The organism is Pseudarthrobacter linnaei (genome assembly GCF_055412825.1).
The window spans coordinates 73,014-91,723 of the sequence record NZ_JBVAYX010000001.1 but is presented as its reverse complement, the minus strand read 5'-3'; the positions used below and the strand labels follow the sequence as shown (position 1 = coordinate 91,723).

Here is an 18,710-nt window from a genome sequence, read left to right as displayed (position 1 = left end):
CGGAACGGGCCGTACTACATCCCGTAGAATGCTGTGGTGCGATCCCCCGAATCCCCCGTCCTGTCCATCAGCGGGCTAGTCAAGGATGTTGGGCCGCTGCCCACCCTCGACGGCAAAATGCTGCGCGTGGTCAGCGGCCTTTCCCTCGTCGCCGAACGCGGGCAGGTCACGGCCCTGCTGGGGGCCAACGGCGCGGGCAAGACCACCACCATCGAGTGCGCGCAGGGTCTGCAGAAACGCACGCACGGCAGCATCAGCCTCCTCGGTGAGGACCCGGACACCGCGGGGGCCGGACTGCGGGCCCGCGTCGGGGTGATGCTGCAGGACGGCGGGCTGCCGCCGTCGGCCCGTCCCGTTCCCCTGCTCAAGCATATTGCCGGGATGTACCAGGACCCGTGGCCGGTCGGGGAGCTCATCGAGCGCCTCGGGATCGACACTTTCAGCCGGACGTCGGTGCGGCGGCTGTCCGGCGGGCAGAAGCAGCGGCTCGCGCTCGCGGCCGCGCTGGTGGGCAACCCCGAGGTGCTCTTCCTGGACGAGCCGAGCGCCGGCCTGGACCCGCAGTCGCGCCAGCTGGTGTTCGAGCTCATCTCTGAACTCCGGAACCGCGGGATGGGGATTGTCCTGACCACCCACCTTATGGACGACGCCCAGCGCCTCGCCGATTACGTCTACATCATCGACGCCGGCCGCAATGTCGCCGAGGGGACCGTCGCCCAGCTCCTGCAGAACCCCCTGCCGCCGGAAGCCGGCGAGCGGCACGTCCGCACCCTGCTGTTCGAGACCGACCCCGGACTGGATTTCACCGGGGTGCTGCCCGACGGCGTCAACGTCACCGAGGCGCGGGCCGGCAGCTACGCCGCCACCGGAGCGCTGACCGCCGCGGACCTCGCGGCGATCACCGCATGGTGGGCCGCGCGGGGAATCATGCCCCGCTCGCTGAGCCTTGAAGCCCGCAGCCTTGAGGACGTCTTTCTCGACATCTCCGGAAGGGAGATCCGATGACCCGCGACAGTGCCGCCCTGGGCAGCGCACCGCCGGGCAGCGCCGCGCCGGCCCGCCCCCTCGGCAGCGCCCCGGCCCCGCTGCTGCGGCGCATCGTGCTGCAGGGCAAGTACGAGACGATCACCATGATCCGGAACGGAGAGCAACTGATCCTCGCGGTCGTGCTGCCGCTGCTGGCCATGGTGGGCCTGACGGTCACGCCCCTGCTGGACGGGTTCGGCGCGAGCCGGATCAATGTTGCCGTGCCGGGGATCCTCGCGCTGTGTGCCATGTCCACCGCGTTCACCGGCCAGGGCATCTCCACCGGGTTTGACCGCCGCTACGGGGTCCTGCGCTTCCTTTCCACCACTCCGCTGGGGCGCACCGGGCTGATCGCCGGGAAGGTCCTCGCGGTCCTCGCGGTCCTGGCGCTGCAGGTGCTGGTGGTCTCGGCCGTGGCCCTGCTGCTGGGCTGGCAGCCGGATCCGCTGGGCTGGGCCCCGGGGCTGGCGTTGCTGGTGCTCGGTGCGGTGGCCTTCACCGCGCTGGGCCTGCTCGTCGCCGGGACCGTCCGGCCGGAGGCGACCCTCGCGATCACCAACCTGCTGTGGATCCTGCTCGGTGCCCTCGGCGGGATCGTGATCCCGGCCGAACGGCTGCCCGCCCTGCTGGAGTCGATCGTGCAGTTCCTTCCCTCCGGCGCCCTGGGGCAGGCCATGAGGGAAGCTTTCCTTTCGGGCAGCGTCAGCCCTGTCCCGGTACTTGTCCTGCTGCTCTGGACGGCGATCGCCGGCGGCGCAGCAACCCGTTGGTTCAAATGGAATTGAGAAAACTGTGAGCACGGCCTCCCGCCCTCCCCGGACCGCGTCCCGGAACATCGCCTGGCTGCCCGTCACCGTCAACACGACGGTGCGGCGGCTGGCGGTGCTGTCCCTGATCGGCCAGACCGTCCTGATCGTCACCGGCGGCGCGGTCCGCCTCACCTCCTCGGGCCTGGGCTGCCCCACCTGGCCGCGCTGCACGGACGCCTCGCTCGTGAACACCCCGGAAATGGGCATCCACGGCATCATCGAATTCGGGAACCGCCTCCTGACGTTCGCGCTGGCCGCCGTCGCGATCGCCATGCTGGTGTATCTCTGGAACCTCCGCAGGGAACGCCGCGACCTGTTCCTGCTGGCCCTCGGCCTGCTCGCCAGCATCCCGGCGCAGGCCGTCATCGGCGGCATCACGGTGCTCACGCGGCTGAACCCCTGGGTGGTTGGCCTGCACTTCCTGGTCTCGATGGCCCTCGTGGTCGTGGCCACCCTGCTGGTCAACCGGGCCTACGGGCGGACGGGCCGCTTCCGGGTGGCTGGACTGCCGGCCCTGCCGGGTGTCGCGCGCCCGCTGATGACCGCCGTCGCGCTGTTCTCCGCCCTGGCCGTCTGCCTGGGCGTTGTGGTCACCGGCGCGGGCCCGCACGCGGGCGACGCCGAGGCGCCGCGCAACAACCTGGACTGGGACCTGTTCTCGCACATCCACGCCGTGCCGGCCTACCTGGTGACTGCCGGGGCGCTGTTCGCGCTCTACCTCGTCATCCGCGACCGGATCCCCGGCCCGTTCCGCGCCGCCGTCGTGATGCTCCTGGGCGTCACCGTAGTGCAGGCCGCCATCGGCTTCACGCAGTACTACAACGGCATCCCGGCGCTTCTGGTGGCGGCGCACATGCTCGCCGCCGCCCTGCTGATGAGCGCGGCCACCAACGCCGTCGACCTGGCCCGCAGCAGCCCGGTCAAGTAGCCGCACCACCCAGCCCGGCCTACCCGCCGCACACAAAACAACGCGGGGTCACTTACGGCCCATCCGGACGCCCGGATTGGGCCGTAAGTGACCCCGCGTTGGTGTTGCGGAGGGTGGGGGGGCTAGCCGCCCATGATGGGAGAACCGACGAACGGGTCGACGGCGAGGGCGATGAAGAGCAGGGTCAGGTAGCTGATCGAACCGTGGAAGACCTTCATGGCGCCCTTATTGGACACGTCGCCGGCCTGCGCCCGGTTGTACAGGCCGTGCGATTCGTAGAGGAACCAGGCTCCGGCGAGCACCGCGGTGACGGTGTAGACCCAGCCCGCGCCGCCGACCGGGACCAGCAGCAGCGAGCAGGCCACCATGGCCCACGCGTACAGGACCACCTGGACGGCGACCACCTTGGCCCCCGCGATTGCACCGAGCATCGGCACATTGGCGTTGCGGTAGTCCTCGCCGTAGCGCATGGACAGCGGCCAGTAGTGCGGCGGCGTCCACAGGAAGATGACCATAAAGAGCACCACGGCGGGCCACTGAACCGTGTTGGTCACAGCGGCCCAGGCAATCAGCACCGGGAAGCAGCCGGCCGCCCCGCCCCAAACAATGTTCTGGGCCGTGCGGCGCTTGAGGATCATCGTGTAAATGACCACATAGAAGACGATGGCGCCGACGCCGAGCCAGGCGGCGAGCGGGTTGGCGCCGAACCAGAGGATCGCGATCGCGGCCGCGCCGAGCAGCCAAGAGAAGACCAGCGCCTCGCGCGGGGTGACCTCGCCGGTGACCAGCGGCCGGTTCTCGGTGCGGTGCATGAGCTTGTCGATGTCGCGGTCGATGTAGCAGTTGAACGCGCCCGCGCTGCCGGCGGCAAAGGCACCACCCACCAGGGTCGCCACGATCAGGCCAATCGACGGGAAGCCGCGCTCCGCGTAGATCATGGTCGGCAGGGTGCTGACCAGCAGGAGCTCGATGACACGGGGTTTCGTGAGCGCCAGATAGGCCTTGGCTTTGCGGGCGAAGCCGATTCTTCCGCGGACGGGAGAGGCGTTCAGCGGCGTATCTGTTGTGCTCACGGTGGCAGTCACTCTGTTCTGTCTGGCTGTTCAGTCCGGCTGGTTCCGCAACGCGGGTTGCTTATCGGAGGGGTCCACGCGCAGCGCACAGGCAAGTCCCCGCCCCCGTTGGTCGCCAGGACCTATCATACCGTGCAGGCGCAGCGCGGCGGGTCCTTCGGAACACTGCTGGTGGAGAGCCCTGATTCGAACAGATTAACGCGGGCTCACAGCCGCCGCGGACACCGGTGATTCACATAAGGGACAAATCCGGTCCAATTGGTGAGATTTACCGCACCCGCCCGGAGGAATAGGGCTAAGCTGTCTGCAGATCAGCGCGCACAGGAACGGCCAAAAAGGCCTTAGCTGGTGCCGGATGTACCTTCCTGCAGATTTCTGCAGGCGAGCACTGGCGCACGCCGCTGAAGGATAGATCAACGTTTCGATGGTGAACGGCTGGTACGTACCGCAGCGGGCACCGAACTGTGCCCCGGACGGGACTGACCGTACCACCCGCCATCAGCACAGAGAGGGGCCCGGTTTTCGTGCCACATTTGGAAGAGCAAGAACTGTCTTGGACCAGCCTGGACCAGCGGGCCGTGGACACCATCCGTGTCCTCGCCGCCGACGCGGTGGAGAAGGTCGGCAACGGCCACCCCGGCACCGCCATGAGCCTGGCTCCGGCCGCCTACCTTCTCTTCCAGAAGCTGATGCGGCACGACCCGAAGAACCCCGACTGGCTGGGACGGGACCGCTTCGTCCTCTCCCCCGGCCACACCTCCCTGACGCTGTACATCCAGCTCTTCCTCGCCGGCTACGGCCTGGAACTGAAGGACCTTGAGGCGCTGCGCACCTGGGGTTCCCTGACCCCCGGCCACCCGGAATACAAGCACACCGCCGGCGTCGAGATCACCACCGGCCCGCTGGGCCAGGGCCTGGCCTCCGCCGTCGGCTTCGCCTACTCCCAGCGCCGCATGCGCGGGCTGTTCGATGCCGACGCCGCCGCGGGTACCAGCCCGTTCGACCACACCATCTGGGTCATCGCCTCCGACGGCGACCTCCAGGAAGGCGTGACCTCCGAGGCTTCCTCGCTCGCCGGGCACCAGGAGTTGGGCAACCTCGTGGTGATCTACGACGAGAACCACATCTCGATCGAGGACGACACCGACATCGCCTTCACCGAGGATGTCCTGGCCCGCTACGAGGCCTACGGCTGGCACACCCAGCGGGTGGACTGGACCCGGACCGGGGAATACAAGGAGGACGTGGCCGAACTGCACACCGCGCTCCTCGCCGCGAAGGCCGAGACGGGCAAGCCCTCCATCGTCTCGCTGCGCACCATCATCGGCTACCCGGCCCCCAAGAAGCAGAACACCGGCAAGATCCACGGCTCCGCCCTCGGCGCCGAGGAAGTCACCGCGCTGAAGAAGGTCCTCGGCTTCGACCCGGAGCGCACCTTCCAGGTCGACGACGACGTCCTGGCCCACGCCCGGAAAGCCCTGGACCGCGGCGCGGCCGCCCGCACCGAATGGCAGGCAGCCTTCGAGGCCTGGCAGTCGTCCAACGCCGAGGCCGCCGCGCTGCTCGAACGCATCGAGGCGAAAAAGCTCCCGGCCGAGCTCGACGCCGCGCTCCCGGTCTTCGAAGCCGGCAAGGACGTCTCCACCCGCGCCGCGTCCGGCAAGGTCCTGAACGCCATCGGCCCGGTCATGCCGGAACTGTGGGGCGGCTCTGCCGACCTCGCCGAATCCAACAACACCACGATCGAGGGCTCGCCGTCGTTCATCCCGGCCTCCCGCTCCACGGCCGCCTGGAAGGGCAACCCCTACGGACGCGTGCTGCACTTCGGCATCCGCGAGCACGCAGCCGCGTCGATCGTGAACGGGATCGCCCTGCACGGGCGCACCCGCGCGTTCTCGGGCACGTTCCTGATCTTCAGCGACTACCAGCGCCCGGCGATCCGCCTCGGTGCCCTGATGGGGGTCCCGTCCCTGTACGTCTGGACGCACGACTCGATCGGCCTCGGCGAGGACGGACCGACCCACCAGCCGGTGGAGCAGCTCGCCTCACTCCGGGCCATCCCGGGCCTGGACGTCGTCCGCCCGGGAGATGCGAACGAGGTCGCAGCGGCCTGGAAGGTCATGCTCGAGAATCACGGGAACCCTGCCGGCATCGTGCTGACCCGCCAGAACATTCCCACCTATGCCCGCGGAATTTCCGGCGCCGAGGGCGACACTTTCGGTTCCACCGACGGCGTCGCCAAGGGCGGCTACGTCTTGGCGGAAGCCTCGGCCAACGGCCGGACCGCCGCGCCGCAGGTCATCCTGATCGGCACCGGCTCGGAAGTCCAGCTGGCCGTCAACGCCCGCGAAGCGCTCCAGGCCGAAGGCATCCCCACCCGCGTGGTGTCGATGCCGTGCGTGGAGTGGTTCACCAAACAGGACGCCGCCTACCGCGAAGCGGTGCTCCCGGCGGCAGTCAAGGCACGGGTGTCCGTCGAAGCCGGGCTGGCCCTGGGCTGGAAGGAATTCGTCGGCGACGCCGGCCGTTCCATCAGCCTCGAGCACTTCGGCGCCTCGGCGGACTACAAGCGCCTGTTCCAGGAATTCGGCATCACCGCGGAGGCTGTGGCCGCCGCAGCCAGGGAATCCCTCGCGGCCCTTCCGGCCTGATCCACAACTTCACGCTTCCCGGGCCGCCGCCCCAATTTCAGGGCGGCGGCCCCAGACTTCAGGAGTTAACTATGAGCACCACCCCCAGCTCTACCCCCACGCAGCAGCTCTCCGACGCCGGCGTCTCGATCTGGCTCGATGACCTCTCCCGCGGCCGCCTCGCCACCGGCACGCTGCGGAAGCTGATCGAAGAGAAGAACGTCGTCGGTGTCACCACGAACCCGTCGATCTTCCACGCGGCCATCACCACCGGCCACGACTACGACGACCTCCTCGCCGCCAAGGCCGCCGCCGGCGCCAGCGTCGAGGAGACCATCTTCGCGATCACCACCTCCGACGTCGCCGACGCCTGCGACCTCTTCGCTCCGGTGGCCGCGGCCACGAAGGGCATCGACGGCCGCGTTTCGATCGAGGTTGACCCGCGCCTGGCCTGGGACTCCGCAGGCACCATCACCGAGGCCAAGGAACTCTACGCCCAGGTCAACAAGGACAACGTCCTGATCAAGATCCCGGCGACCCTCGAGGGCCTGGAAGCCATCACCGCCACGCTCGCCGCCGGCATCAGCGTCAACGTCACCCTGATCTTCTCGCTGGAGCGCTACCGCGCCGTCATCAACGCGTTCCAGTCCGGCCTGGAGCAGGCCAAGGACAACGGCCACGACCTCTCCAAGATCCACTCCGTCGCGTCCTTCTTCGTCTCCCGGGTCGACGCCGAAATCGACAAGCGCCTCAACGCCATCGGCACCGACGAGGCCCGCGCCCTCAAGGGCAAAGCCGGCCTCGCGAACGCACGCCTGGCCTACCAGGTCTACGAGGAGCTCTTCTCCACCGAACGCTGGGCCCTCCTCGCCGACGCCGGAGCCCTCCCGCAGCGCCCGCTGTGGGCCTCCACCGGTGTCAAGGACCCGGCCTACCCGGACACCCTGTACGTCACGGAACTCGTCGCCCCCGGCGTCGTGAACACCATGCCGGAAAAGACCCTCGACGCGGCCTTCGACCACGGCACCGTCACCGGCAACACGATCAGCCGCGGCTACGACGACGCCAACGCCACCCTGAACGCCCTCGATGGCCTCGGGATCTCCTACAACGAGGTCGTCGCGGTGCTCGAGTCCGAAGGCCTCGACAAGTTCGTGGCAAGCTGGAAGGAACTCCTCGCCGACGTCGAGGCAGCCCTCGCCGCTGCACGGAAGGACGCATAGTCCCATGACCACTCTCAGCTACGACGCCACCGGTGCCGCCCGACTGGCCCACGAACAGCACCTGCCCGCCCTGCTGGAAGACAAGGTCGCCACCCGGATCTTCGCCAAGGACCCCACCCTGTGGGGTCCCGACGCCGAGGCCGAGGCCACCGTCCGGCTCGGCTGGGTCGAGGCGGCCACCGTCTCCCAGCGTCTTGTCGCTGACATCCTGGCCCTCCGTGACGCCCTGCGCGCCGACGGCGTCAGCCGGATTGTCCTGTGCGGCATGGGCGGATCCTCGCTGGCCCCCGAGGTCATCGCCGGAACCGCCGGCGTCGAGCTGACCGTGCTGGACAGCACCGATCCGGAACAGGTCGCCTCCGCGCTTGCGGACCGGCTGGCCGAAACCGCGATTGTGGTGTCCTCCAAGTCCGGCTCCACCCTGGAGACGGATTCGCAGCGCCGGATCTTTGAGACCGCCTTTACCGAGGCCGGGCTCGACGCGAAGAGCCGCATCATCATCGTCACCGATCCGGGTTCGCCGCTGGACAAGGCCTCCCGCGAGGCCGGCTACCGCGCCGTCTTCAACGCCGACCCCACCGTCGGCGGACGCTACTCGGCGCTCACCGCGTTCGGGATGGTGCCGTGCGGACTGGCCGGCGTGGACATCCAGGCATTCCTGGACGAGGCGGAGGAAGCCGCCGAGGTCCTCAATGAGGACGGCGAGGAAAACATCGGCCTCGCCCTCGGCGCGGCGCTGGGCGGCACCAGTCCGCTGCGCGACAAGATCGTCATCGCCGAGGACGGCTCCGGGATCAAGGGCTTCGCGGACTGGGCCGAACAGCTCATCGCCGAGTCCACCGGCAAGCTCGGCACCGGTGTGCTGCCGGTCGTCGCCGGGCCGTCCTCCCCGGAGGCCACCCTCGGCGCCCCCGACGTCCTGGTGATCCGCCTCGTCGCGGCGGACGCCGACGTCGAACTCGGCGACAACGAGGTCGCGATCGCCGGCGGCCTGCCCACCCAGATGATGACGTGGGAGTTCGCCACCGCGGTCGCCGGGCGCCTCCTCGGCATCAACCCCTATGACCAGCCCGACGTCGAGGCCGCCAAGGTGGCGGCGCGCGGCCTGCTGGACGCCCAGCCCGAACCGACGCCGGCGGCCTTCACCGACGGCGCCATCGAGGTGCGCGGCGGCGACTGGCTCGGCGGTGCGGGCACCGCGGCCGAAGCGGTCAGCGCCCTGCTGGGCGAACTTGGTCCGGACAACTACTTGAGCGTCCAGGCCTACTTCGACCGGCTTGCCTATGCACCCCTTGAGGGGGTCCGGGACCAGCTGGCAGCGCTCAGCGGCCGTCCGGTGACCTTCGGCTGGGGTCCGCGGTTCCTGCACTCGACCGGGCAGTTCCACAAGGGCGGACCCGCGATCGGAGTCTTCCTGCAGGTGACGTCCGCGTCGGCCACCGACCTGGCCATCCCGGACCGTCCCTTCAGCTTCGGCGAGCTGATCTCCGCGCAAGCCGCCGGCGATGCGCAGGTACTCGCTGAACACGGCCGCCCGGTCCTCCGCCTGCACCTCACGGACCGCGCCGCCGGCGTCCGCCAGCTGCAGGAGATTATCTCCACGCTGGCTGGCCAGGCAGTCCCCTCCTCCGAAAGCTAAGGCGCCCACGCAACCATGCCAGACAAACACAACGGCGGCCGCAGCTCCGCGACGCGTTCGGGCCGGCCTGCCCGCAACCCGCTCCGGGACCCGCGGGACCGCCGCCTGAACCGTATTGCCGGACCGTCGTCGCTGGTCCTGTTCGGGGTCACGGGGGACCTCGCACGCAAGAAGCTCATGCCGGCCGTCTACGACCTGGCCAACCGCGGGCTGCTGCCGCCCAGCTTCGCCCTGGTGGGCTTCGCCCGGCGGCACTGGGAGACCGAGGACTTCGCCGCCGAGGTGAAGGCCGCGGTCAAGGCCTACGCCCGCACCCCGTTCGATGAAACGGTGTGGACGCAGCTCGCCGAGGGCATCCGCTTCGTGCAGGGCGAGTTCGACGACGACGACGCCTTCAAGCGGCTGTCCGAAACCATCGACGAACTCGATGAGCAGCGCGGAACCCGCGGCAACCACGCGTTCTACCTCTCCATCCCGCCGAATGCCTTTGAGCTGGTCTGCCGGCAGCTGTCCAAGCATGGCCTGGCCCAGGCCGAAGGGAACAAATGGCGGCGCGTTGTGATCGAGAAGCCGTTCGGGCACGATCTCGAGTCAGCGCGGCAGCTCAACGACATCGTCGAGTCGGTGTTCCCGCCGGACGCGGTCTTCCGGATCGACCATTACCTGGGCAAGGAGACGGTGCAGAACATCCTGGCGCTGCGTTTCGCCAACCAGCTCTTCGAGCCGCTCTGGAACGCGAACTACGTGGACCACGTCCAGATCACCATGGCCGAGGACATCGGTACCGGCGGGCGGGCCGGGTACTACGACGGCGTCGGCGCGGCCCGCGACGTTATCCAGAACCACCTGCTCCAGCTCCTGGCGCTGACCGCGATGGAAGAACCGATTTCCTTCAACGCCGATGACCTCCGCGCGGAGAAGGAAAAGGTCCTCGCCGCCGTCCGGCTCCCCGAGGACCTCTCCACGCACTCGGCGCGCGGGCAGTTCACCGGCGGCTGGCAGGGCGGTGAAAAAGTGGTCGGCTACCTCGAGGAGGACGGCATCCCCGCCGACTCCACCACCGAGACGTTCGCCGCGATCCGGGTCGACATCAACACCCGCCGCTGGTCAGGGGTGCCGTTCTACCTGCGCGCCGGCAAGCGGCTGGGACGCCGGGTGACGGAGATCGCCGTCGTGCTCAAACGCGCGCCCAACCTGCTCTTCACCGACCACGGCGAGGATGACTTCGGCCAGAACGCCGTCGTGATCCGGGTCCAGCCCGACGAGGGCGCCACCATCCGCTTCGGGTCCAAGGTCCCGGGCACGCAGATGGAGGTCCGCGACGTCACCATGGACTTCGGCTACGGCCACTCCTTCACCGAGTCCAGCCCGGAGGCCTATGAACGGCTCATCCTCGATGTGTTGCTCGGGGAGCCGCCGCTGTTCCCCCGCCACGCGGAAGTCGAACTGTCCTGGAAGATCCTGGACCCGTTCGAGGAGTACTGGGCGTCCCTGGCCGAGCAACCCGAACCCTACGCCCCGGGAAGCTGGGGACCCCCCTCCGCCGACGAGCTCCTTGCCCGTGACGGACGAACCTGGAGAAGGCCATGATCGTAGATCTTCCCGACACCACCACCTCCAAGATTTCCAAGAAGATTATGGCGCTGCGCGAGCAGGGCGGCGTGATTGCCCTGGGCCGGGTGCTGACCCTCGTGGTCGTCACCAAGTCCGGGCTCGAGGAGGAGGCCATCGAGGCCGCCAACGAGGCCAGCCGGGAGCACCCCTGCCGGATCATCGTCCTCGCCGACGCCGGCGCCAAGGCCCCGACCCGGCTCGATGCGCAGATCCGGGTGGGCGGCGACGCCGGGGCCTCCGAGGTCATCCTGCTCCGCGGCTACGGTGAACTAGCGGAGGAAAGCGAGTCCCTCGTCGCGGCCCTGCTGCTGCCGGACGCGCCGATCGTGGCCTGGTGGCCGCACGGCGCGCCGAAAAACGCCTGCGAGACCTCCATCGGCCGGATCGCGCACCGCCGGATCACGGACTCCGCCAACGAGAACGATCCGCAGCGCGCCCTGGAGAACATCCGCCGCACCTACAAGGCCGGCGACACCGACTTGGCCTGGACCCGCCTGACCAACTGGCGGATCCAGCTCGCCGCGGTCCTGGACCAGGTGAACGGCTCGCCGGTGACGGCGGTCGCCGTCGAGGGCGCCTCGGACTCCCCCAGCACGATCCTGCTGGCGGCCTGGCTCACGCTGGCGCTGGACGCGCCTGTCACGATCGTCGAGGACCCCGCCGGCACCGGGATCCGGCGGGTGCGGCTCACCCGCACCGCAGGGGATGTGCAGCTGTTCCGGCCCGGTCTCACCGTGGCGGAACTGAGCCAGCCCGGGCAGCCGGTCCAGCGCATTTCGTTGCCGCGCCGCAGCCTTAAGGACTGCCTGGCCGAAGAACTGCGCCGCCTCGACCCGGACGAAGTGTTCGGTGAAGTGATTACTATTGGACTGCCACGTACCAATCTAAGGAGTGTCCGTCCCAGTGAGCGCTGACCCCAGAGTAAGCATTCATCCCGACTCGTCCGTCCTGATGGCAGCCATCGCGGCCCGTCTGATCACCAAGCTGGTGGACATCCAGGACAAACACGGCGAGGCGACGGTGGTACTTACCGGCGGGACGATGGGCATCGGCTCGCTCAAGGCCGTGGCCGAGTCGCCAGCCTCTTCCGCCGTTGACTGGTCCAAGGTTAATTTCTGGTGGGGCGATGAGCGCTTCGTCGCCGCCGACGACCCCGAACGCAACGCCCGGCAGGCCCACGAGGCGCTGCTCTCGCGCATCAATGCGGATCCGGCCCGGATCCACGTACCCGGGTCCACCGGCGACTTCGGCACCCCGGAGGAGGCAGCCGTGGACTACGCCCGCCAACTCAGCGACGCGGCGGCAGCGGAACACGCCGCGGACATGTCCGCTGACCGGCCGGAGCACGCGTCAGGACTCCCCCGCTTCGACATCGTCCTGCTGGGGGTGGGGCCGGACGCGCACGTTGCGTCGCTCTTTCCCGAACATGCCGGCATCCGGGAGAAGGAGCATTCCGTGGTGGGGGTCCGCAACTCCCCCAAGCCGCCGCCGCATCGGGTTTCCCTGACGCTGCCCGCCATCAACACGGCCTCGGAAGTCTGGATGGTCGTCGCCGGCGAGGACAAGGCAGGCGCTGTGGGGCTGGCCCTCGCGGGCGCCAACCCTGTGCAGGTGCCGGCGGCCGGGCCGCGGGGCAGGAACGAAACCCTCTGGCTGATCGACGAAAATGCCGCCGCCCGGGTTCCGGCACAGCTGGTCCGGAAGAGTTAGCCCGGCAGGGCTTCTGCCCGGGGCTATCCCCCTGCGTTATCGCCTTGTGTCATCCCTCCGGGAGGGCCCGGCTGGCCCGCAGTCGCTCAAGCGCTCCGGCCAGCACGTCTTCGGCGTCCTGGCTGGAGCGCCGCTCTTTAACGTATTCCAGGTGGCTCTTGAAGCCTTCCGCGGGAACTTCCTCGAGCGCGAACTGCGCCTCGTCCCGGGTGGCCGTCCCGCCGCAGCGGCGGCAGTCCCAGACCCCGGGGACCTGGTCATCGGGCAGCTGGGCGAAGACCAGCGGCGTGTCATGGCCTTTGGCGCAGCGGTAGCTGATGCGGATGCGGGGTGTGCGGACGGCGGCGCCGTCGAGCGGTTCGTGGCGGGGAGAGGCCCCTTCGGTGGCTCCTACGCGGATGCCCCGGAATCCGGAGGCGGAATGCAGCATCGGGAACTCCTGGCTACTTGGGGACGGAATGCGCGTGCAGTCAGCCACAGTGTAGTTCGGAGTTCCCGATGCAAGGGAGGGCCAAAAGGACCCCATATTAAGTTTTCGGAGGGGACTTAGGAGTCGCCGCCGCTGAACCGCATGATCAGGCCAAGGCCGACGATCACGGCACCCCACGTGATACCGAGGATGACCGTGAAACGGTTAAGGTTTCGTTCGGCCACTCCGGAGGAGCTGAGGCCGGAGCTCATGCCGCCGCCGAACATGTCGGACAGACCGCCACCACGACCCTTATGGAGCAGGATGAGCAGGGTCAGCAGGAGGCTGGTGATACCCAGGAGGACCTGCAGAATGACATGAAGAACGTCCACGACGGCCTTTCAGAAGATTTGGATTGCGGGGGCCACGACAGTGTCCGGACTAATCCGTCAGCAGGTGACTCTCGAACCTGACAATATTAGCAAACTCAGCGGCGTCCAGGCTGGCACCGCCGACCAGCAATCCGTCCACGTCGCGTTCCTTGAGGATCGAGGCGGCATTGTTGGCCTTGACCGAGCCGCCATAGAGCAACCGGGTCTTGGCGGCGACGTCCGCGCCGAAGAGGGTGGCGAGCTCGGCGCGGATGGCCGCGCACATTTCCTGGGCGTCGTCCGGCCCGGCAACTTCACCGGTGCCGATGGCCCAGACCGGCTCGTACGCGACGACGAGTTCGGCGGCCTGCTCGGGGGTGAGGCCCTCGACGCCGGCGCGGAGCTGCGCGAGGGTGTGGTCGACGTGTGTTCCGGCCTGCCGGATTTCCAGGCCTTCACCGACACAGAGCACCGGGGTAATGCCGTGCCGGAAGGCTGCCTTGGTTTTGGCGTTCAACACCTCGTCCGACTCGTGGTGGATGGTCCGGCGTTCGCTGTGACCGACGAGGACGTAGCTGCAGCCGAGCTTGGCGAGGAACTGCCCGGAGATGTCGCCAGTGTAGGCGCCGGAGTCGGCCGGGGAGAGATCCTGGCCGCCGTAGACAATCTTGAGCTCGTCGCCCTGAACCAGGGTCTGGACTCCGCGAAGATCGGTGAACGGTGGGAAGACGGCGACCTCCACCCGGCCGTAGTCGTGCTTGGCGTCGGACAGGGTCCAGGCCAGTTTCTGCAGGAGGGTGATGCCCTGGACATGGTCCATGTTCATCTTCCAGTTGCCCGCAATGAAGGGCGTGCGGTCGAAGGTGCCGTTGGTTGAAGTAGTCACGTGGTCTCCCAAAAGGTCGTAGCAGTGGAACAGCCGGCAGGGCGCCCCGGCCCGGGATGGGCGCCCTGCCGGCCGGAGGGTCTAGCGGTCCAGGACGCTCAGGCCGGGAAGATCCTTGCCTTCAAGGTACTCGAGGCTGGCGCCGCCGCCGGTGGAGATGTGACCGAACTGGTCATCGGCGAATCCGAGGGTCCGCACTGCGGCAGCGGAATCGCCGCCACCGACCACCGTGAACGCCCCGGTCTCGGTCAGCGCCTGCGCGATGGCCCGGGTGCCCGCGGCGAAAGCCGCGAACTCGAACACGCCCATGGGGCCGTTCCAGAACACCGTCCGGGCGCTCTTGATCCGTTCAGCGAAGGCTGCCGCGGATTCCGGTCCGATGTCCAGGCCGATGCCCTGGGCGCCGAAGCTGCTGCCTTCAATCGCCTCGGCCCGCACTGTCTCGTGCTCGGCGTCGGCGGCGAACTTGCTGGCCACCACGACGTCGGTGGGAACCACGAACTCGGTGCCGGCGTCCGCGGCGCGCTTGAGGTAGTCCTGCACGACCGGGACCTGGTCCTCTTCCAGCAGGCTGCCGGCCACCTTGTGGCCCGCGGCGGCGAGGAAGGTGAACAGCATGCCGCCGCCGACCAGGATGGTGTCCGCTTTGCCGATGAGGTTGTCGATCACGGCGAGCTTGTCCGAGACCTTTGACCCGCCCAGCACGACAACGTAGGGGCGCTGAGTGTCCGTGGTGAGCTTGCGCAGCACCTCGACCTCGGCGCGGACCAGGTCGCCCTGGTAGGACGGCAGGCGGGTGGCAACGTCGTACACGGACGCATGCTTTCGGTGCACGGCCCCGAAGGCATCATCCACGAAGGCGCCGCTGGAACCGGTCAGGGCCACCAGCTCGTCCGCGAACGCGCCGCGCTCGGCGTCGTCTTTGGACGTCTCACGGGCGTCGAAGCGGACATTTTCGAGGACGAGGACTTCACCGTCCTGCAGGGCCGCGGCGGAGGCCCGGGCGGACTCCCCGACGGTGTCCTCCGCCAGGGACACCTTAAAGGAAGCGAGCTCGGTCAGCCGCGCCGCGGCAGGCTCGAGCGAGTACTTGTCCTCGGGGGCGCCCTTGGGGCGGCCAAGGTGGGCTGTGACCAGCACGCGGGCGCCGGCGTCGGTAAGCTTCGCCAGCACCGGCAGGGAAGCCTTGATGCGGCCGTCGTCAGTCACTGTAGAGCCGTCGAGCGGCACGTTCAGGTCACTTCTGACCAGAACGTACCGCCCGCGGACACCATCAGCGATCAGTTCGTCGAGGGTGTGGAATGTCATGAGTCTTACCCTAGCCCAGCTTGGCTGCGACGAGCTCCGTGAGGTCCACGAGGCGGTTGGAGTAGCCCCATTCGTTGTCATACCAGGCAACAACCTTGACCTGGTTGCCGATCACCTTGGTCAGGCCGGAGTCGAAGATGGAGGACGCCGGGTCGCCGACGATGTCCGAGGAGACGATCGGCTCATCGGTGTAGGTCAGCAGGCCCTTGAGCTCTGCGGTCTCGGAGGCGGCCTTGAGGACTGCGTTGACTTCCTCGACCGTGGTTTCGCGGGAGACGACGACGGTCAGGTCAGTGGCGGAACCGGTGGGAACGGGGACGCGGATGGCGTAGCCGTCGAGCTTGCCCTTGAGTTCCGGGAGGACCAGGCCGATTGCCTTGGCCGCACCCGTGGAGGTGGGGACCATGTTGATGGCGGCGGCGCGGGCGCGGCGGAGGTCCTTGTGCGGGCCGTCCTGCAGGTTCTGGTCGGCCGTGTAGGCGTGGATGGTGGTCATCAGGCCGTGCTCGATGCCGAAGGCGTCGTTGACCACCTTGGCCAGCGGGCCGAGGCAGTTGGTGGTGCAGGAGGCGTTGGAGATGATGTGGTGCGCGGCGGGGTCGTAGAGCTTCTCGTTGACGCCCATCACGATCGTGATGTCCTCGCCCTTGGCGGGGGCGGAGATCAGCACCTTCTTGGCGCCGGCGTCGATATGCTTCTGCGCGTCGGCGGCCTTGGTGAAGAACCCGGTGGATTCGATCACGATGTCCACGCCGAGCTCGCCCCACGGCAGCTTGGCCGGATCGCGCTCGGCCAGGACCTTGACGGTCTTGCCGTCGACGACGATGTTGCCGTCCTTGACCTCGATGCTCTCCTGCAGGCGTCCGCCCACGGAGTCGTACTTGAAGAGGTGGGCCAGGGCTTCCGGGCTGGTGAGGTCGTTCACGGCCACGATCTCCAGGTCTGCCCCCTGGGCAAGTGCGGCGCGGAAGTAGTTGCGGCCAATACGGCCGAAGCCGTTAATACCAATACGGGTGGTCACGTTTTCAGTCTCCTTGGTGCTCTTGCAAGCACGACTAGTTGAGAAGGCGCTCAAGCCAACTAACAAATCCCGCACGCCATTGGGCAGAGATGATTAACAGATCGGAGGGCGACCAGCCACATTGCTGAAGGCTGACCGCCTTCCGTGACCTATCTTACGTTTAACTTGGCCTGCCCCCGCAAGTGCGGGGGCAGGCCGTCCACGATCTGAGCCGGCCGGCCCGAATTGTGAAGTTTGTTACAGGTGCGTGAACTCCGTCCGACGGACCAGCGACGCGGCGGTGTTAAAGCGTGATCAGGCCGGTGGCGTTCTTGCGGGCGGCGTCAAAGCGCTTGGCGACGTCGGCCCAGTTCACGATGTTCCAGAAGGCCTTGACGTAATCGGCCTTGACGTTGACGTAGTCCAGGTAGAAGGCGTGCTCCCACATGTCCAGCATCAGCAGCGGGGTGGTGCCGAGCGCGACGTTGCCCTGCTGGTCGTAGAGCTGCTCGATGACGAGGTTGCCGCCGATGGGCTCGTAGGCCAGGAAGCCCCAGCCGGATCCCTGCAGGCCCAGCGCCGCGGCGCTGAACTGGGCGCGGAACGCGTCGAAGGAGCCGAACGCGTCGTCGATAGCGGCTGCCAGCTCACCAACGGGTTTGTCGCCGCCGTCCGGGGAGAGGTTGTTCCAGAACACCGAGTGGTTGACGTGCCCGCCGGTGTGAAACGCGAGGTCCTTGGAGAGGCGGTTGATGTTGGCGAAGTCGCCCTTGTCGCGTGCCTCGGCCAGCTGGGCGAGGGCGTTGTTGGCTCCGGCCACGTAGGCGGCGTGGTGCTTGCTGTGGTGCAGCTCCATGATCCGCGCGGAAATGTGGGGCTCCAGCGCTGCGTAGTCGTAGCTCAGTTCGGGCAGTACATACTCGGTCACAAAATCCTCCAATGTCGTGGACTGGTTGTCCGTTGGGTAACTCTCGGATTGTGCATCCGGATGCGGTGGCACCCGGAAGGCTCTGGATCGGAATCCAGTGGGCATAGCCTCCGGTCCCCCTGAGGTATTCCCGCCGGCCCGATCCGATTCTGCAGATGTTTCTGCGGAGAGGCTACTCGTCCAGCATTTCCGGCGTCACATTGGCTTCCGTGCCGGGGATGCCGAGGTCCTGCGCTCGTTTGTCCGCCATGGCCAGCAGGCGGCGGATCCGCCCGGCGATGGCGTCCTTGGTCATCACGGGGTCCGCGAGGCGGCCAAGTTCATCAAGGCTGGCCTGTTTGTGCGCCACGCGGAGTTCACCGGCGTACTTCAGGTGGTCCGGGACGTCGTCGCCGAGGATCTCCAGGGCACGGTCCACGCGGGCGCCCGCGGCGACTGCAGCCTGGGCCGAACGCCGCAGGTTGGCGTCGTCGAAGTTGGCCAGCCGGTTGGCGGTGGCCCGGACTTCCTTGCGCATCCGCCGTTCCTCCCACACCATGAGCGCGTCGTGGGCCCCCATCCGGGTCAGCAGCGCGGCGATCGTGTCGCCGTCGCGGATCACCACGCGGTCCACTCCCCTGACCTCGCGGGCCTTGGCCTGGATGCCGAGCCGGCGGGCCGCGCCCACGAGGGCCAGGGCCGACTCGGGGCCGGGGCAGGTGACCTCCATGGCGGAGGACCGGCCGGGCTCGGTGAGGGAGCCGTGGGCCAGGAAGGCGCCGCGCCAGACAGCCTCGGCGTCGGCGGCGGATCCGTTCACCACGACCGAGGGCAGGCCGCGAACCGGGCGGCCCCGGGCGTCCAGCAGGCCGGTCTGGCGGGCGAGGGCCTCGCCGTCGCGCACCACCCGGACGACGTAGCGGCTGCCGCGGCGCAGTCCGCCGCCGGACACGACAATGATCTCGCTCTGGTGGCCGTAAACCTCGGCGATGGCGGCGCGCAGCCGCCGCGCGGTCGAGGCGAGGTCGACTTCGGCCTCGATCACGATCCGTCCGGAAATGATGTGGAGTCCGCCGGCGAAGCGAAGCATGGCGGACACTTCAGCCTTGCGGACCGAGGACTTCTTGATGTCCAGCCGGGAAAGTTCTTCCTTGACTGATGCTGTCAGTGCCATGGC

17 protein-coding genes are annotated in these 18,710 nt (G+C 68.2%); 9 read left to right on the top strand and 8 right to left on the bottom strand.

Features of this window, described 5'->3' with window-relative positions:
• Positions 1-36 precede the first annotated feature (36 nt).
• Genes ACZYZ3_RS00380 through ACZYZ3_RS00370 form a run of 3 tightly spaced genes read left to right on the top strand, consistent with a single transcriptional unit; the run spans position 37 to position 2,763 of the window.
• Positions 37-1,005: an ABC transporter ATP-binding protein gene (locus ACZYZ3_RS00380; protein WP_463961894.1), complete on the top strand. Its 969-nt coding sequence runs from the start codon at positions 37-39 to the stop codon at positions 1,003-1,005.
• Entirely contained in the window at positions 1,002-1,811 is an 810-nt protein-coding gene (locus ACZYZ3_RS00375; protein WP_463961893.1) for an ABC transporter permease, read from the top strand. Before ACZYZ3_RS00380 ends, ACZYZ3_RS00375 begins: the two co-directional genes overlap by 4 nt.
• 7 nt (positions 1,812-1,818) lie before the next feature.
• Complete coding sequence (locus ACZYZ3_RS00370; protein ID WP_463961892.1) at positions 1,819-2,763, top strand: COX15/CtaA family protein; 945 nt, start codon at positions 1,819-1,821, stop codon at positions 2,761-2,763.
• 122 nt (positions 2,764-2,885) lie between these two features.
• Here the strand turns inward: ACZYZ3_RS00370 and ACZYZ3_RS00365 are convergent, their stop codons facing one another.
• The gene (locus ACZYZ3_RS00365; protein ID WP_463961891.1) at positions 2,886-3,848 is read right to left on the bottom strand and encodes a heme o synthase; all 963 of its coding nucleotides are present in this window, start codon (positions 3,846-3,848) and stop codon (positions 2,886-2,888) included.
• A 521-nt stretch (positions 3,849-4,369) separates the two neighbouring features.
• Here ACZYZ3_RS00365 and tkt point away from each other — a divergent pair.
• The 6 genes from tkt to pgl all read left to right on the top strand — a co-directional run bounded on the left by tkt (position 4,370) and on the right by pgl (position 12,652).
• On the top strand, positions 4,370-6,487 hold the full coding sequence (gene tkt, locus ACZYZ3_RS00360) for a transketolase (protein WP_463961890.1): 2,118 nt from the start codon (positions 4,370-4,372) through the stop codon (positions 6,485-6,487).
• 71 nt (positions 6,488-6,558) lie between these two features.
• Positions 6,559-7,689, top strand: coding sequence for a transaldolase (gene tal / locus ACZYZ3_RS00355; protein WP_463961889.1), 1,131 nt, complete (start codon positions 6,559-6,561; stop codon positions 7,687-7,689).
• 4 nt (positions 7,690-7,693) lie between these two features.
• The gene (locus ACZYZ3_RS00350) at positions 7,694-9,328 is read left to right on the top strand and encodes a phosphoglucose isomerase-related protein (protein WP_463961888.1); all 1,635 of its coding nucleotides are present in this window, start codon (positions 7,694-7,696) and stop codon (positions 9,326-9,328) included.
• A 15-nt stretch (positions 9,329-9,343) separates the two neighbouring features.
• A complete protein-coding gene (gene zwf / locus ACZYZ3_RS00345; RefSeq protein WP_463961887.1) occupies positions 9,344-10,918 on the top strand; it encodes a glucose-6-phosphate dehydrogenase in 1,575 nt (524 codons plus the stop codon).
• Complete coding sequence (locus ACZYZ3_RS00340) at positions 10,915-11,856, top strand: glucose-6-phosphate dehydrogenase assembly protein OpcA (RefSeq protein WP_463961886.1); 942 nt, start codon at positions 10,915-10,917, stop codon at positions 11,854-11,856. Before zwf ends, ACZYZ3_RS00340 begins: the two co-directional genes overlap by 4 nt.
• Positions 11,846-12,652 (top strand): 6-phosphogluconolactonase, encoded by an 807-nt coding sequence (pgl, locus tag ACZYZ3_RS00335; protein ID WP_463961885.1) that lies wholly within the window; start codon positions 11,846-11,848, stop codon positions 12,650-12,652. The genes ACZYZ3_RS00340 and pgl overlap by 11 nt, the downstream gene beginning before the upstream one ends.
• 49 nt (positions 12,653-12,701) lie before the next feature.
• Here pgl and ACZYZ3_RS00330 read toward each other — a convergent pair whose 3' ends face one another.
• The 7 genes from ACZYZ3_RS00330 to whiA all read right to left on the bottom strand — a co-directional run bounded on the left by ACZYZ3_RS00330 (position 12,702) and on the right by whiA (position 18,707).
• On the bottom strand, positions 12,702-13,082 hold the full coding sequence (locus tag ACZYZ3_RS00330) for an RNA polymerase-binding protein RbpA (protein WP_463961884.1): 381 nt from the start codon (positions 13,080-13,082) through the stop codon (positions 12,702-12,704).
• Between the two features lie 116 nt (positions 13,083-13,198).
• Positions 13,199-13,453 carry a preprotein translocase subunit SecG gene (gene secG, locus ACZYZ3_RS00325; protein ID WP_463961883.1) on the bottom strand — a complete coding sequence of 85 codons (255 nt, stop codon included), beginning with the start codon at positions 13,451-13,453 and terminating at the stop codon, positions 13,199-13,201.
• A 49-nt stretch (positions 13,454-13,502) separates the two neighbouring features.
• Complete coding sequence (gene tpiA / locus ACZYZ3_RS00320; RefSeq protein WP_463961882.1) at positions 13,503-14,318, bottom strand: triose-phosphate isomerase; 816 nt, start codon at positions 14,316-14,318, stop codon at positions 13,503-13,505.
• Positions 14,319-14,399: 81 nt separating this feature from the next.
• Positions 14,400-15,626 (bottom strand): phosphoglycerate kinase, encoded by a 1,227-nt coding sequence (locus tag ACZYZ3_RS00315; protein WP_463961881.1) that lies wholly within the window; start codon positions 15,624-15,626, stop codon positions 14,400-14,402.
• A 10-nt stretch (positions 15,627-15,636) separates the two neighbouring features.
• Positions 15,637-16,647 carry a type I glyceraldehyde-3-phosphate dehydrogenase gene (gene gap, locus ACZYZ3_RS00310; RefSeq protein ID WP_463961880.1) on the bottom strand — a complete coding sequence of 337 codons (1,011 nt, stop codon included), beginning with the start codon at positions 16,645-16,647 and terminating at the stop codon, positions 15,637-15,639.
• Between the two features lie 283 nt (positions 16,648-16,930).
• Positions 16,931-17,554: a superoxide dismutase gene (locus ACZYZ3_RS00305; protein ID WP_463961879.1), complete on the bottom strand. Its 624-nt coding sequence runs from the start codon at positions 17,552-17,554 to the stop codon at positions 16,931-16,933.
• A 172-nt stretch (positions 17,555-17,726) separates the two neighbouring features.
• Positions 17,727-18,707, bottom strand: a complete 981-nt coding sequence (gene whiA / locus ACZYZ3_RS00300) for a DNA-binding protein WhiA (protein WP_066438143.1) — start codon at positions 18,705-18,707, stop codon at positions 17,727-17,729.
• Positions 18,708-18,710: the final 3 nt, after the last annotated feature.

What these genes read in the sequence shown, in the direction of transcription:
- ACZYZ3_RS00340 (WP_463961886.1), top strand. Translation starts at nt 10,915, where the DNA reads ATGATCGTAGATCTTCCCGACACCACCACCTCCAAGATTTCCAAGAAG.
- tal (WP_463961889.1), top strand. Translation starts at nt 6,559, where the DNA reads ATGAGCACCACCCCCAGCTCTACCCCCACGCAGCAGCTCTCCGACGCC.
- ACZYZ3_RS00315 (WP_463961881.1), bottom strand. Translation starts at nt 15,626, where the DNA reads ATGACATTCCACACCCTCGACGAACTGATCGCTGATGGTGTCCGCGGG.
- zwf (WP_463961887.1), top strand. Translation starts at nt 9,344, where the DNA reads ATGCCAGACAAACACAACGGCGGCCGCAGCTCCGCGACGCGTTCGGGC.
- whiA (WP_066438143.1), bottom strand. Translation starts at nt 18,707, where the DNA reads ATGGCACTGACAGCATCAGTCAAGGAAGAACTTTCCCGGCTGGACATC.
- ACZYZ3_RS00375 (WP_463961893.1), top strand. Translation starts at nt 1,002, where the DNA reads ATGACCCGCGACAGTGCCGCCCTGGGCAGCGCACCGCCGGGCAGCGCC.
- ACZYZ3_RS00350 (WP_463961888.1), top strand. Translation starts at nt 7,694, where the DNA reads ATGACCACTCTCAGCTACGACGCCACCGGTGCCGCCCGACTGGCCCAC.
- ACZYZ3_RS00330 (WP_463961884.1), bottom strand. Translation starts at nt 13,082, where the DNA reads ATGCTGCATTCCGCCTCCGGATTCCGGGGCATCCGCGTAGGAGCCACC.